A 14781-nucleotide genomic window follows, 5' to 3' on the forward strand; every position below is an offset into this window, starting at 1 on the left:
ACATTGTTTTTCAGATTTTTTACTCATATAATTTCATCTAAACACAATTTTTGAGGGGTGGACAGTATTATGAAAGAAATTCAAGTTGGTTTATTAGGTCTTGGGACAGTTGGTAGCGGTGTAGTTCGTATCATCACAGATCATCAAGAGCGACTTATACACCAAGTAGGTTGTCCTGTAAAAGTAACGAAAGTATTAGTACAAAATATTGAAAAAGAGAGAGAGGTAGAGGTACCTTCTACTCTATTAACACAAGATGCAAATGAAATTTTAGATAATCCAAATATTGATGTTGTCATCGAAGTAATGGGTGGCATTGATGATGCAAAAGCATATATTTTGCAAGCTTTACAAAGCGGGAAGCATGTTGTGACTGCCAATAAAGATTTAATGGCGTTACATGGGGCGGAACTCTTAGCGGTAGCAAAAGATAATAAAGCAGACTTGTTTTATGAAGCAAGTGTAGCCGGAGGGATCCCGATTTTACGAAGTATCGTAGAAGGACTTTCTTCAGATCTTATTACGAAAGTAATGGGAATTGTAAATGGAACGACAAATTTTATTTTGACGAAAATGTCAGATGAAGGGAGAGCATATAACGACGTGTTAAAAGAAGCCCAACAACTTGGATTTGCAGAGGCAGATCCAACATCAGATGTGGAAGGTTTAGATGCAGCGAGAAAAATGACGATTTTGGCTACCCTTGGTTTCTCTACAAATGTAGAGCTTGGAGATGTGAAGGTAAAAGGTATTACTTCTATTACAGAAGAAGACATTGAATACAGTAAGAGTTTAGGGTACACGATTAAATTAATTGGTCTTGCGAAGCGAGATGGTGAAAAATTAGAGGTGACAGTTGAACCGACACTACTTCCAAATACACACCCTCTTGCGGCTGTACAAAACGAATATAACGCTGTATATGTGTACGGTGAAGCGGTCGGGGAAACGATGTTTTATGGACCAGGTGCAGGAAGTTTACCAACAGCAACAGCTGTTGTTTCAGATTTAGTAGCTGTAATGCAAAATATTAGATTAGGTGTAAACGGAAATAGTGCGGTATCCCCGCAGTATAAAAAGGTATTAAAAGAGCCAAACGAAATTGTCGTGAAGAAGTTTTTAAGACTTCATGTAAAAGATGAAATTGGTGTATTTGCAAAAATTACTTCATTGTTCTCTGAGCGTGGTGTTAGTTTTGAAAAGATTATTCAAATGCCGCTTGAAGAGAAAGGGAAGGCTGAAATTGTAATTGTAACGCATCGTGCGTCTCTTGCTGATTATGATTATATTCTACATACATTGCAATCGTATGAAGAAATAGATTGTTTGAAAGCAAACTATCGAATTGAAGGGGATGCAAAATAGTATCTCCTCTAATAAAAAACCTATTAAGCGGCCTGCTTAATAGGTTTTTTTCTATTTAAAATCTGCGTACCAACTTGAATAAATGCCTGGATAATCCAGCCTGTTGTAAAAGATAAGATGATTGTTCCAAAATAGATAGGTCCATCTAATAAAAAGCTTAATGTTAAAAATAAAAAAGCTAATGAAATTTCTGTTCTTCTAAATGTCCATTTCTTTTTTTCAGCAACCGTTAAAACAAAAGCTTCTTGAGGTGCTGCACAAAGGTTTGTAGAGACGTAAAGACCAATCCCAGCTCCAACGAATAGATTTCCGCAAATAAGTGTTATATATTTTGGAAGAGAACGGATAACGTCCATAATAGTTGTAATGGAACCAATCCAATCAACAAAAAGAGAAATAAGAACCATCGTTACAATTGTACCAATCGTAATTTGTTTTTTATTCCAAAAGAGTACGATAAGGGTAAAAGCAAAGTTAATCATGAAAATCCAAAAACCGATACTTATCCCGAAATTTTGATATAGTGCAATAAAGAAGGAATCATAAGGGCTAAGTCCAAAGGAAGTAATTGTCGTCATCATATTAATACCGACGGCGAGAGTGAGTAGACCGCCAATGAAAAATATATATTCTAATTTGAATCGAAGCATAGTTGTATATCCTTTCAAAATGTATTTGCTAGGAAAGGATATATTGTGGAAAGCTTACCAGGTCAAGGGAGAATTTTTACAGGGAAGGGGAAAATGAGATGACGAATATAAGAAAGATTGCTGAACTTGCTGGGGTATCTGTTTCAACTGTTTCACGTGTACTGAATAATCATCCATATGTGAATGAACAGAAACGAAAAGAAATTTTAGCAATTATAGAAGAGTTAAATTATACGCAAAATGTGAATGCAATTCATTTAGTGAAAGGAAAAACGAATGTCATTGGCGTGTTATTACCGCACGTAAATGATCAATATTATAGTGCTATTATCGAGGGAATATCAAAGGAAACAGCAAAGAATAATTATAATATGATGCTTTGTCAAACGAATTATAGTGAGGAAAGGGAATTAGAAATTTTGAATATGTTAAAAATGAAAAAGCTTGATGGGGTTATTATATGTTCGCGGGCAAATAGTAAGGAAAAGCTTGAAGAATATACGAAATTTGGTCCAATTGTTATGTGTGAAGAAATAGACTCGAATTCCATTTCGAGTGTGCATATTGATTACTATAAAGTCTTTTCGCGCGGGATGAAGAGCTTAATAGATGCCAGTCATACAAGTATTGGATATTGCATTGGAAGAAGTAATAGCATTAATAGTCAGAGAAGAAAACAAGCATATGAGGATTCGCTTCAACAAATCGCTGTAACACCGATAGAGGAATGGAAGTTTAAGGGCTGTTTTACGGTGGAAGATGGGCGTAATGTAATTAGGGAATGGGCTCATATGTCAGTAAAACCAACTGCATTTCTTGTATCTTGCAACCATATTGCGGCGGGAATGGTAACAGAAGCGAAAAAACAAGGAATTCGTATTCCAGAAGATATTACGATTATCGGTTGTGATGATCAAGATGTGGCAGATATTTTAGGTATTACGACGATTTCGTATTCTAGTAAAAATGTTGGTGTGAAGGCATTTGAATTATTATATGAAAAGATTAATGATGAGAAAATAGATGTAAAGCACGTAGAGCTATTGCCAGAATTAGTACATAGGGAAACAACATAATAGATAAGGTTTGAAAATCGCTTTTCAAAATTGCGTTTGGTATAATTATGGACAATCTATGAGGGCTAAAAGGGGTTTTGATATGAGATCAAAAGTAGTAAAAGTAATTCTACTCATTACAATTGCATCTTTCTGTTTATTTGCATATGGCTTTGTTTCAGGTGTAAATGATGTGTTAAATCCGAAAGCTTCAAATTTAATTAAAAAGACCGATGTAGTGGCAAAAGAGAAAAAGAAAACGGGAACGTTACAAATCGTTAGTTTAGGTGATTCATTAACACGCGGTGTTGGTGATAAAGAAGGAATTGGCTATATTGGACGGATGAAAGAAGATTTACAAAAAGATTATAAGCAAAAGGTTGCTTTAACTAACTTAGCTGTTAGTGGTGCAAAAATGCCTGATTTATTAAAACAAATGGAGAGTAGTGGCGCTCGATATTCAATTAAGCAAGCGGATGTAATCGTTTTAACGATTGGAGGGAATGATTTATTTCCAGGTTGGGAATCGCTTGGAAAGATAGATTTAGAAACATACCGTCCTGATACAGAAACATTCCAGAATGAAGCGAAGAAAATTATAGAAGAAATTCGTAAGTTAAATACAGATAGTCCTATTTTTTGGTTAGGTTTATATAATCCTTTTGAAGATGTAGAAGATTTAAAAGGGTCTTCAAACATTGTTGTAGATTGGAATGCATCTTTAGAAAAATTAGCGCTAAATAATAAAAATGTGTATATTACACCGACATTTGATTTATTCCAAAATCGCGGGAAAGATTTATTATACTCTGATCATTTCCATCCGAATGAAGTAGGGTATACATATATGGCGGACCGATTAGTTCAAAATGTTGCGAGTAAATTAAAACTAGAACAAGGAGGGGTAAAATGACGACGATACTTTCCGTACGAGACGTGAAGAAGGTAATTGGAAAGAAGACAATTGTAGAGAATATTTCCTTCGATGTAAAACAAGGAGAAGTGTTTGGCTTCTTAGGACCAAATGGTGCCGGAAAAACGACTACCATTCGAATGTTAGTTGGATTGATTAAAGAAACAGAAGGTACGATTTCTATCGGTGGTTATTCTATTAAGGAAAATTTCAGAGAAGCGATGCGTCAAATTGGGAGTATCGTTGAAAACCCAGAACTGTATACATATTTAACGGGATGGGAAAATTTAAAACAATTTGCCCGTATGCTAGGTAATATATCAGATGAACGTATTATTGAAATTGCTCAAATGGTTCATTTAGATGAAAGAATTCACGATAAGGTGAAAACATACTCACTTGGTATGAAACAGCGCCTTGGCATTGCGCAAGCGCTTCTTGGAAATCCAAAATTGCTCATATTAGATGAGCCAACAAATGGTTTAGACCCAGCTGGAATTAGAGAACTTAGGGAATTTATACATAAGCTTGTGAAAGAAGAAAATATGAGTGTGTTTATTTCAAGTCACTTGCTAAGCGAAGTACAAATGATATGCGATCGGGTTGCCATTATTCATAAAGGAAAAATGATAACAGTTGCCAAGGTTGAAGAGTTAATTAAAACAGCAAGTGATCGTGTAGAATGGATTGTTACACCGATTTCTAAGGCGAAAGACATGCTAGAAGATGCTGAGGAAGTAAGAGAAGTGAGTACAGAAGGTGATCGATTACTATGCCGCATGGATATCGCATCTATAAGTAATTGGAATAAACATTTTGTAGAAAACGGGATAGATGTTCATAGTGTCAAGGAGCTTGTATTTACACTAGAAGATTTATTTATTGAACTCACAAGGGGTGAGCAGCATGCGTGAATTTGCGAATCTAGTTTTAAATGAATCAGAGAAAATTTATCGTAAAAAGCGTATTTTTGTTGTCATGCTTATTTTAGCAATCTTGATCCCGCTTTTCGTGTATGCTCAGTATCGTGAAGTAGAAACGACACAAAAAAGGCTAGGTACAACAGATTGGAAAGTTTCGCTGCAACAACAAATTGTTGATTCTCAAAACCGTTTGAACAATTCTAGATTACCAGAAGAATGGCGTGATTGGCTAAAGGTAAGAGTGGAGCAACAACAATATTATTTAGATCATGATATTAACCCGATGGCACCGGGCGCACCAACTTTTGTAAGGGCGTTTATTGAGCAAGGAATTACACTGTTTATTCCACTTCTTGTAATGATTGTCGCCATTGATATTGTTTCAGGAGAACGAAGTGATGGAACGATGAAGATGTTACTTACGCGGCCGATTCGGCGCTGGAAAATACTCCTTAGTAAGTACGTGACGATGTTATTTTTCATTTCACTCATACTGCTCCTTGTCGGTGTGTTTGCTTACGTATTATCTGGACTTGTATTTGGGTACTCAGGATGGAATTTACCTGTTTTAACAGGATTTGTTATCGATAAGGAAACGTTAAATACGAATTTTGTACACCTTATTCCGCAGTGGCAATATATTTTGATGGCGTATGGATTAGCTTGGTTTGTTGCTGTCGTTGTCGGAACTATATCATTTATGGTTTCCGTTTTAATTCGAAATACACCAGCTGGTATGGGCGTTATGCTAGCTGCATTAATTGCGGGCGGTATTTTAAGCTCATTCGCAACATCTTGGGAAGGTGCGAAATATATTTTTAGTGTGAATTTATCATTAACAGATTATCTATCAGGAAAATTACCTGCATTACAAGGGTTATCGATGGGGTTCTCTTTAATGAATTTAACTGTTTGGGCAATTGTGTCCCTTATTATTTCGTTTGTAGTATTTACAAAGCAGGATATGGTGAATTAATTGGACGGGAAGTGAAAGCATGAAAAATGTTTTAAAAAATGATTGGGAGTCATTATTGGCGCCGGAATTTGAGAAAGAATATTATCGTAATTTGGCTGATTTTTTGAAAGAAGAGTACAGTACACATGTTGTTTATCCAAAGATAGAAGATATTTTTAACGCTCTAGCGTATACAAGTTATGAAAATACAAAGGTCGTTATTTTAGGCCAAGATCCATATCATGGACCGAATCAAGCTCATGGTTTAAGCTTTTCGGTACAACCTGGCATTAAAACACCACCGTCATTGCTAAATATGTATAAAGAACTTCGAGATGAATATGGTTATGAAATCCCGAATAACGGTTATTTAGTAAAGTGGGCAGAGCAAGGAGTTTTATTATTAAATACGGTATTAACAGTTCGTCAAGGTGAGGCGAACTCTCATAAAGGAAAAGGATGGGAGCACTTCACAGATCGCGTAATTGAGCTATTAAATGAACGTGAAAAACCAGTTGTTTTCATATTGTGGGGACGTCATGCACAGGCGAAGAAAAAGTTAATTACGAATACGAAGCATCATATTATCGAATCTGTACATCCAAGCCCATTATCAGCAAGACGTGGTTTCTTTGGTAGTAAGCCATACTCTAAAGTGAATGCGATATTAGCTACTATGGGTGAAAGAGAAATTGATTGGGAAATTCCAAATTTGTAAATAAAAAAGGTAGTTAACAGTCGTTAACTACCTTTTTATTATTGTTGTTCGTTCTTTAGTTTTGCATCTAGTACAAACGTACCAAATGGGATAACTGATGAAACGAATGCCCCAAGTGCCCATGCAATTGATTTGCGGTGTACAATTGTTACTTGAATTACTGCAAAGATGAATAGAATAAATAAAACACCATGAGCCATACCTGTAATTTTAACGGCTGTAGCAAATCCTGCAAAATATTTTAATGGCATTGCTACAAATAATAGTAGTAGGAAAGAAATCCCTTCAATTAAGCCGATTGCTCTTAATCGTCCGATTGGTGTAGATAACATGAAGTAGCCTCCTTTAATGTATGCTTGTATATAGTAAATTTGTATTCTTTTTCAAAATAAAATAGTCTATTTTGTTTCATTATATACAAAAAGAAAGTTTACACTACGAGAATAGTGCAAAGTTCAAAATATAGTCACAAAAGAATGGTAATTTAAATAAAAACCTATTTGAAGTGTTTGACTTCAAATAGGTTTTGTGAATGAAAATATTAAACAAGTACTTCGTTTTTTAGTACAAATTCCTCTACGACTTTTGCAACGCCATCGTTCATATTTGTATCTGTTACGTAGTTGGCAATTTCTTTAATATCATCTGGTGCATTCCCCATTGCAACACCAAGACCAGCAAATTCAATCATCGCTTGGTCATTATAGCTATCGCCCATTGCGATAACCTCTTCACGCTTAATGCCAAGTTTTTGAATCAGTTGGTTTAAGCTCGTTCCTTTTGTAACACCAGCTTCAGTAAATTCTAAGAAGAATGGTTTAGAACGCATAACACTTAATTGGCCTTCTAGTTGTTTTTGTAGTTTCTTTTCTACTACAACAAGTCGTTCAGCTTCTTTATTCATTAATACTTTTACTACAGGCTCTTTAACAGCAGATTTAAAGTCGTCTACTACAACAATTGGCATACCAGTAATATCGCCCTCAATTTCAGTATAAGGATTATTTTCTCCTGTTACGATATCATCGCCAATATAAGTATGAATCCATACATCTTCAGCTTTACTAATTTCAAATAGGTTGTGAACGATTTCAGGAGATAGCGTACTGCTAAAGATTTCTTCGTTTGTTTTACAGTTAATAATTTTTGCACCATTAAAAGATAGAATGAAGCTGCCGTATTCTTCTAAACGAAGTTCTTTCGCTACATTGCGCATACCAAACGTTGGACGCCCAGAAGCAAGTACAACTTTTACACCTTGCTCTTGTGCAGTCATTAGAGCCTCTTTCGTACGAGGTGAAATAGTATGGTCGTCACGTAATAAAGTATCATCTAAATCTAAAACAATCATTTTATAAGTCATATTGAAAATTCCTCTCTTTGTTGAAATAGAAATAAAGTTTTATGAAGATATTGGGGAATATATAGTAAGACATCGAACTTCTTTATTTGAAGCTAAGAGAAGTCCTGTATTGTTAGTATAAATTACCATGAGCACGTTGCCCATGATAATTTATACCGCTAACGCCTGATTAGCGTTCACTTTATCATTATCGTAACAACTCTAAAGATAGAGTGCAATAATGGAAGTTTTCCAATTTACGATGGTTGTCTTTCTGTAGAACGAGAAAATAGCATTTCAAGCAAAATTGCCATTACAGATCCAAGAACGAGACCGTTACTTAAAAATGATGCTAGAAATGGTGGTAGCGTAGAAAATGCTCCTGCTGGAACAAACATAACTCCGACTCCTGTAAAGATTGAAAGACCAGCTACTTTAAATAATCGTTCTTTATCTTGTACTGTTTCGTATTCGCGAAAGGCAAGACCAATCATGCTTGCAAATACAGGGTAAATGGCAGCATATCCGACTGCGACAGGGATCGCGGCAAAGAATGAAGTAATCTTTGGGAATATACTAACGAGAATAATAAAGCTTGACCCTAACATAAATGGGAGTCGTTTATAAATATTAGTCGTTGCAATAAAGCCTGCGGATCCAGAAATGGCAACAGGGCCAATAGCTGAAAATAGGCCGCCTAGCAATTGATTGATTCCTGTTATAATACCGGCTTGTTTGAAACGATCTGGTGCTGCATTCTTTTCATATTTAGAGACAATCCTTTGCACAACGCGAATACTTGCTAACATATTTGTTAGAAGTAATAGTGTAACGAAAACTACCGTAATTGCCATGTTCCATTCAATACGAGGCATTCCGAAAACAAATAGAGACGGAAAACGGATTATATCTGTCACAGGCGTTACTGGATTAGATAATCCGAAGCATACGAATAATATCCAGCCGCAGACGATACTGAAAAGAACGGAATATTGTCCAATAATAGGTAGCTTCATGATGAAAAAGGATAGTAAAATAACAATGAGTGAAAGAATAAATACGTCAGCTTGTACTTCTGTATGTTGTCCGTCAAGGCCGAACATTCCCTTTAAGAAGGACCCGCTAAGTTGCGCGACAAGAAGAAATAAATATGTTCCAATGACTGTCGGTGTAAAATAGCGAACTAGTTTATCGATAAGTCCAAAAACGCTAAGAATAATACAAATGATACCACTTAATAGGAAAGCGTACTGAAGGACTTTCAGCGTTTCATTGCTGGATCCGAATAATACGACTCCTAAACTTGCATAAAGGGAGAAAATCCCCCACCAAAGTCCTGCGGGACCTTCTTGAATAGGAAGTTTATGTCCAAATATAGCTTGCAGTAGGCCAGCAAAACCAAGAACAAATAATGTTCTTTGTACGAATGCAATAGCTTCAGCGCCATCGAGACCATAACTAGTTGCGACACTAATTGGTACAATAAGGCTCCCGGCTAAAATAAATAGCGCCCATTGTAAGGCGGAAAGAAATGTTTTCATTATATCAACCTCTTTCATAGATTCCGTATCTAGTATATATGTATTTCATTTCCACTGGCAAAGATTGTAGATAGAGAAAAGAGTTGAAACACGATATGAATGCACGTAAGCAATTATGGATAGCAGTTATATGTATGACCTTTGTTGTAATTCTAGGAACGTTAGGATTTATGGCGATTGAAGAGATTAGTTTGTTTCAAGCATTTTGGATGACGATGATTACTGTATTAACTGTTGGATACGGAGATGCTGTTCCTGTAACACATGCAGGAAAAGTTTTTGCGCTTCTTATCATACCGGTTGGTGTCGGTATCGTTACGTATGCAATTGGTGTAGTCGCAGCTATGATTATTGAAGGGAATTTATTTCATGCAGTGCGGAGGAAGAAGATGGATAAACAAATAGCGCAGTTACAAAATCATATTATCGTATGTGGTTGTGGTAGAGTCGGGCTTCAAGTTGTAAATGAATTACAAGAAAAGAAAATTCCATTTGTCGTTGTGGATAAAGATGAAAGCATATTAGAGAAGGAAAAACTTTTGTATGTACACGGAGATGCAACGGAAGACCAAGTGTTACATCATGCTGGAATTTCAAAGGCAGCTGGTTTAGTTGCTATCGTAGCAAATGATGCTGAAAATGTATTTATTACATTAACGGCAAGAGGATTAAACGATGCAATTAAAATTGTGGCAAGAGCGGAAAAACCAGAAACTGAAGACAAATTAAAGCGGGCTGGGGCGAATAAGGTTATTAATCCATCTAGCATGGCAGGAATTCATATTGCAAAAGGTATTGCGAATCCGCTAACAGTTCATTATATTGATACAGTACTGTATGGTGTGGAGCAGTCATTTGTAATTGAAGAAATTGCAGTCGGCGAGGGCTCTATTTTAGCTAGTAAATCGTTACTAGAGAGTGATGTGAGAAATCAATTTGATGTAACAATTTTAGCGATTTTGAGGAATGGGAATGTTATACATAATCCAACAGGGCAGGAAAAACTACAAGAACATGATATGATAATAGTATTTGGTTCAGTAGAGAAACTGGGACAATTTGAGAAAGAACTACAAAGTAAGAGGTGACGAGGAATGCAAATATCGAGCGATAAGATTTTAAATAAAATGGCGAATGAAATTGCAAAAGCAAAAAGCAGTGAAGGGCAAAAATCAAAAGAGCATGTATTAGTTGTGCGTGCTTTATGCGATTTACTACTAGATGAGCAGGTTGAATCTTCTACGTATAGAGAGCCACAAATTCAATCAAAAATAATTGGATCACAGCCTATAACGACAGTTCAACCGGTTATGCCAGTTTCTGGAGAACCTGTGTATATAAAAGAAGAAGGTGCAAATGGTAATTCATTATTTGATTTTTAATGATTAAATCGTTTGGCTTATATGAAAAAATTGCTTATGATAAAGGTAAAAAAGGGGAATTAAGATGAAAATTTTCTTTTTACTAGGTTGTATTGCAGCAGGGCTAGCTGTTGCTTTAGGGGCTTTTGGAGCACACGGTTTAGAAAATAAAGTTTCTGCAAAAATGTTAGAAGTTTGGAAAACAGGCGTTACATATCAAATGTTTCATGCAGGTGGACTATTCGTAGTTGCTTTATTGATGGATAAAATTCAATCATCACTTTTAACTACCGCTGGCTGGCTTATGGTAGCTGGAATTATTATGTTTTCAGGCAGTTTGTATGCATTAAGTACGACAGGTATTAAGTTCTTTGGCCCAATTACACCTCTTGGTGGCGTAGCGTTTATTGTGGCATGGATCTTAGTCGGAACTGCAGTTGTAAAAGGGTTATAAAAAACAAAAGCTGGCATATGCCAGCTTTTTTTATGGTCTTGGAGCATAGGTTGCTTGTTGACTAGGTAAATACGTAATTTCTTCTGGGAATTCTACATAATCTAAGTAAATCATTAATAGTAAATAACGTTTCCCTGATTGGGGCTCACTAATTACGATATGATCACGACCAGCTGCCTCAATAATACCTGTATAAGATTGTGTACCGAGTGAACTGCCGCGCTCATAAGTCATTACAACTGTCGCTTGCTTGCCCTTATTCAAGCGGAGAATATTTTCAATATACGACTGTTCTAATGGTAACATGCCTTGAGAAACGGCATATTGAGCTTGCGCAGCTTGTTGTTGCATCGCTTGCTGTTGTTGCTGTTGCTGTGGGGTCATTTGTTGCGGTTGTACATAAGTTCCAGATGGTTGATAAAATCCTGTTCCGTAATACGGGTTTTGTTGCTGTGCCATTCAAAAATCCCTCCTCATTATCAATCCTTAATAAACGCTAGGACAATCCTCGCCAGATGGCTGGAAGAAGCAGTGCTTTTTGAAGCGACCAGAGTTTTGTTGATTATACCAAGTCGGCGGACAAGGGCCTTCCGGTCTAAAAAACCATAAGGAAAAGTTGGCAGGCCAAAAGCGTTGTCCCTGAATCGTTCGCCTTGCTAATGCGATATCTTGTTCTCTTGCACGCTGATAAAAATACCCTTTTTGCGTTGCCTCAAAACCGCCAGGATTTTGATAAACCATTTGACGTAAATTACGTATTTTTTTAAAGTCTAAACAATTTCCGCGGACACGATTTACCCCAACATTTCCGACCATCAACATCCCCTGTTGTCCTTCTCCTTCGGCTTCAGCACGCATCAGTCTAGCTAATAACTTTACATCTTCTTCGTTATAAGCAATAACGCCCATTATGTGTCACCTCTCTTTTTGGAATACCTTGTGGAAAGAGGTTTATCTCTAGATGAAGTGTGTAACAATTACTAGTTCATACGTATGAGAAAAAGGAATCAGATATGACAACCAAACGAAGTTTTACATTGAGAATGGAAAATAAAAAAACTAGCGTGAGCTAGCTTTTCATCATTAAAATACTTTAGACCATAAGTTTAAGAAAAAATCTCCAATAGAGCGCATTGTTAATACGAACCAATTTGCTTTTTCAACTTCTTCTTTCGTTTTTGCAGTAACTTTCATACTTTTACTACCGTCTAAGAAACCATATTTATCAGTTGATTCTAAAGTGATCGATCCTACCTTGGCATCTTTCTTAACAGGAGCAACTAAATGCCCATCTTCAGCGAGGGATTTATCTACTTCAGTCCCAATTTTATAAGGATCTTTGCTACCCTTTTTCGCAATTACTGTTATTTCTTTTTCCGGTGTAACAGTGACTTGATCTTCTTTCCCTTTTACTACAGAGATTGTGTTGTGTTTATCCACTTTTAGTTTTTGTTTTTCGAAATTATTAAATCCGTATTCAATTAATTCACGAGATTCAGTGAAACGCTCGTCCATTGATTTTGTTTTTATAATTACTGAAATGAGGCGTAAGTCACCACGTTTTGCTGTAATAGTGAATCCGTATCCAGCGGTATCAGAACTACCAGTTTTTAAACCATCTGCTCCTTCATAAGAGAAAGCGGCACCTGGCAACATCCAGTTCCAGTTTTCCATACGAATTGGTTTCGGATGATTATCTGGGAAGTTTCTAAATCTTTGTTTTGTATCCTCTAGCATTTCTGGATACTTTGTAATCATTGCTTTTGAAAGCATACCCATATCGCGAGCTGACATGGAATTTTCTCCATTCGGATCAGTTCCTTCAGGATGTTTTCCTTTTAAGTCAGCGTTATTTAACCCAGTAGCGTTTACAAATTTATATTTTTTTAACCCTAGTTTTTTTGCATGTTCATTTGCAAGATTTAAGAAGTTTTTCTCACTTCCTGCAAGAAGTTCTGCTAAGGCAATACTAGATCCGTTTGCAGAGAAGATAACGATAGAATGATATAGTTCTCTTACAGTATATTGACGTCCCTTTTCAAATGGAACGTTAGAGAATTCATTATTACGTGAAACTTCATAAGCGTAATCAGAAATGTTTACCTTTGTATCCCAACTGATTTTTCCTTCTTTAATTGCTTCTAACACGGCATAAACAACAATTAATTTTGACATACTAGCGATAGCTAGTAATTCATCTGGATTTTGTTCATGCAGTATTTTTCCTGTATCTGCATCAAATAGAAGTGCAGCAGCTGCCTCAATGTGTATTTTTTCTTCGGCATGGGATGTTGTTACTCCTAAGGGATAAATTGACAATAAAAGCATTAGTAAAATAGACAAGATTTTCTTCATATACATTATCACCTTCGCATCGTTATTAGCATGTAGCTCGTACCATTTTAGCATAAATTTGGATATAGAAAGGTTACAATTTTGTAAGGAATTTGAAAGGGATTTGTCGATTTTTGTTCAAATTTGCGGAGAAAAGAAGTTTTTTGAAGAGAAATATAAAGGGTAATAAAAAAAGGAACGAATTTCGTTCCTTTTTTACGATTTTATATGTGTAAAAACTTCGCTACCTTTTCGTCTGGTAAAATGTTTCCAACGAAAAATGTTCCGAATTCACCATAACGAGCACTTACTTCATCGAAGCGCATTTCATATATAAGTTTTTTAAATTGAAGAACATCGTCAGCGAATAATGTTACGCCCCACTCAAAATCGTCGAATCCAACAGATCCTGAAATAACTTGGCGTACTTTACCTGCGTACTGGCGACCAATTTTACTATGACTGTACATCATTTTTTTACGTTCTTCCATAGGAAGCATGTACCAGTTGTCATCACCTTGGCGACGCTTGTCCATTGGGTAGAAGCAAATGTGATTTGCTTTTGGTAACTCTGGATATAAGCGAGCTAAGATTTGTGGATTTTGGTATGGATCTTCATCAGCTGGAAGGTAGTTGCTTAGTTCAACAACAGATACGTAAGAGTATGCAGGAACCATATATTCAGCTAATGTTGTTTTATTCAATTCTGTCTCAATTTCATTTAACTCTTCCATTGTTGGACGTAAAATCATAAGCATAATATCAGCTTTTTGGCCAACAACAGTATACATTGCATGACTGCCTTTTTTCGCAGTAGATACTTCGTTCCATTTTTCAACGACATTTAAAAATTCAGACACAGCTTGTCCGCGTTCGTCGCTAGATAATGTTTTCCATGCAGCCCAATCAATAGAACGTAAATCATGTAAACAATACCAGCCATCTAACGTTGTTGTTGCTTCACTCATTCTATTCACCTCAGTTAATGATAGTTTTACACGTTAACTATAGCATATATAGTTTTAAAATCATCTATATAAAGCTTTGGCGCATAAAATTGTCACATTTAAGTTTACTTGAAAATAGGAGGGGATAAGGCTTAAAAGGGGTTTATTTCTAGGCTGAATTTTATGAAAATATAATCATTTTCATTTTATCTATTTTTTGGGA

17 protein-coding genes are annotated in these 14781 nt (G+C 36.0%); 9 read left to right on the forward strand and 8 right to left on the reverse strand.

All coding sequences use genetic code 11. The annotated features are described in order from the left end of the window. The first annotated feature begins 69 nt into the window (after window positions 1-69). Window positions 70-1365, forward strand: a complete 1296-nt coding sequence (locus tag FS742_RS20895) for a homoserine dehydrogenase (protein ID WP_144614821.1) — start codon at window positions 70-72, stop codon at window positions 1363-1365. Between the two features lie 23 nt (window positions 1366-1388). Here the strand turns inward: FS742_RS20895 and FS742_RS20900 are convergent, their stop codons facing one another. Continuing rightward, window positions 1389-2015 (reverse strand): YczE/YyaS/YitT family protein, encoded by a 627-nt coding sequence (locus tag FS742_RS20900; RefSeq protein WP_144614823.1) that lies wholly within the window; start codon window positions 2013-2015, stop codon window positions 1389-1391. A gap of 98 nt (window positions 2016-2113) precedes the next feature. Here FS742_RS20900 and FS742_RS20905 point away from each other — a divergent pair, with 98 nt between their 5' ends. From FS742_RS20905 to FS742_RS20925, 5 genes are read left to right on the forward strand one after another with little or no spacing between them, the layout of a single operon-like run. Continuing rightward, window positions 2114-3091 carry a LacI family DNA-binding transcriptional regulator gene (locus FS742_RS20905; RefSeq protein WP_144614824.1) on the forward strand — a complete coding sequence of 326 codons (978 nt, stop codon included), beginning with the start codon at window positions 2114-2116 and terminating at the stop codon, window positions 3089-3091. A gap of 10 nt (window positions 3092-3101) precedes the next feature. Then, complete coding sequence (locus tag FS742_RS20910) at window positions 3102-3983, forward strand: SGNH/GDSL hydrolase family protein (RefSeq protein ID WP_144614826.1); 882 nt, start codon at window positions 3102-3104, stop codon at window positions 3981-3983. Continuing rightward, complete coding sequence (locus tag FS742_RS20915; protein WP_144614828.1) at window positions 3980-4897, forward strand: ABC transporter ATP-binding protein; 918 nt, start codon at window positions 3980-3982, stop codon at window positions 4895-4897. Before FS742_RS20910 ends, FS742_RS20915 begins: the two co-directional genes overlap by 4 nt. Beyond that, entirely contained in the window at window positions 4890-5882 is a 993-nt protein-coding gene (locus tag FS742_RS20920) for an ABC transporter permease subunit (protein ID WP_144614829.1), read from the forward strand. The genes FS742_RS20915 and FS742_RS20920 overlap by 8 nt, the downstream gene beginning before the upstream one ends. A 19-nt stretch (window positions 5883-5901) precedes the next feature. Continuing rightward, window positions 5902-6579 (forward strand): uracil-DNA glycosylase, encoded by a 678-nt coding sequence (locus FS742_RS20925; RefSeq protein WP_144614831.1) that lies wholly within the window; start codon window positions 5902-5904, stop codon window positions 6577-6579. Window positions 6580-6617: 38 nt separating this feature from the next. Here FS742_RS20925 and FS742_RS20930 read toward each other — a convergent pair whose 3' ends face one another. The 3 genes from FS742_RS20930 to FS742_RS20940 all read right to left on the reverse strand — a co-directional run bounded on the left by FS742_RS20930 (window position 6618) and on the right by FS742_RS20940 (window position 9462). After that, window positions 6618-6911, reverse strand: a complete 294-nt coding sequence (locus FS742_RS20930) for a DUF3817 domain-containing protein (protein WP_000953389.1) — start codon at window positions 6909-6911, stop codon at window positions 6618-6620. Window positions 6912-7120: 209 nt separating this feature from the next. Further along, the gene (locus FS742_RS20935; protein WP_144614833.1) at window positions 7121-7942 is read right to left on the reverse strand and encodes a Cof-type HAD-IIB family hydrolase; all 822 of its coding nucleotides are present in this window, start codon (window positions 7940-7942) and stop codon (window positions 7121-7123) included. A 236-nt stretch (window positions 7943-8178) separates the two neighbouring features. Next, the gene (locus FS742_RS20940; protein ID WP_144614835.1) at window positions 8179-9462 is read right to left on the reverse strand and encodes a purine/pyrimidine permease; all 1284 of its coding nucleotides are present in this window, start codon (window positions 9460-9462) and stop codon (window positions 8179-8181) included. Between the two features lie 95 nt (window positions 9463-9557). Between FS742_RS20940 and FS742_RS20945 the strand changes: the two genes are divergently transcribed. The 3 genes from FS742_RS20945 (at window position 9558) to FS742_RS20955 (ending at window position 11277) form a co-directional block, all read left to right on the forward strand. Continuing rightward, window positions 9558-10550, forward strand: coding sequence for a potassium channel family protein (locus FS742_RS20945; protein ID WP_144615369.1), 993 nt, complete (start codon window positions 9558-9560; stop codon window positions 10548-10550). A gap of 6 nt (window positions 10551-10556) precedes the next feature. Continuing rightward, on the forward strand, window positions 10557-10844 hold the full coding sequence (locus FS742_RS20950; protein ID WP_144614837.1) for a YwdI family protein: 288 nt from the start codon (window positions 10557-10559) through the stop codon (window positions 10842-10844). Between the two features lie 64 nt (window positions 10845-10908). Further along, window positions 10909-11277 (forward strand): DUF423 domain-containing protein, encoded by a 369-nt coding sequence (locus tag FS742_RS20955; RefSeq protein WP_144614839.1) that lies wholly within the window; start codon window positions 10909-10911, stop codon window positions 11275-11277. Window positions 11278-11307: 30 nt separating this feature from the next. Here FS742_RS20955 and gerQ read toward each other — a convergent pair whose 3' ends face one another. From gerQ to hemQ, 4 genes are all read right to left on the reverse strand, one after another. Then, window positions 11308-11736, reverse strand: a complete 429-nt coding sequence (gerQ, locus tag FS742_RS20960) for a spore coat protein GerQ (protein ID WP_000068648.1) — start codon at window positions 11734-11736, stop codon at window positions 11308-11310. 27 nt (window positions 11737-11763) lie between these two features. After that, window positions 11764-12186 carry a cell wall hydrolase CwlJ gene (cwlJ, locus tag FS742_RS20965; RefSeq protein WP_048560445.1) on the reverse strand — a complete coding sequence of 141 codons (423 nt, stop codon included), beginning with the start codon at window positions 12184-12186 and terminating at the stop codon, window positions 11764-11766. A 174-nt stretch (window positions 12187-12360) separates the two neighbouring features. Beyond that, window positions 12361-13638 carry a serine hydrolase gene (locus FS742_RS20970; RefSeq protein ID WP_186327199.1) on the reverse strand — a complete coding sequence of 426 codons (1278 nt, stop codon included), beginning with the start codon at window positions 13636-13638 and terminating at the stop codon, window positions 12361-12363. 197 nt (window positions 13639-13835) lie between these two features. Further along, window positions 13836-14579, reverse strand: a complete 744-nt coding sequence (gene hemQ / locus FS742_RS20975) for a hydrogen peroxide-dependent heme synthase (RefSeq protein ID WP_144614843.1) — start codon at window positions 14577-14579, stop codon at window positions 13836-13838. Window positions 14580-14781 lie beyond the last annotated feature (202 nt).

Source organism: Bacillus cereus, from assembly GCF_007678085.1.
In the GTDB taxonomy this organism is placed as follows: Bacteria; Bacillota; Bacilli; order Bacillales; family Bacillaceae_G; genus Bacillus_A; species Bacillus_A cereus_BE.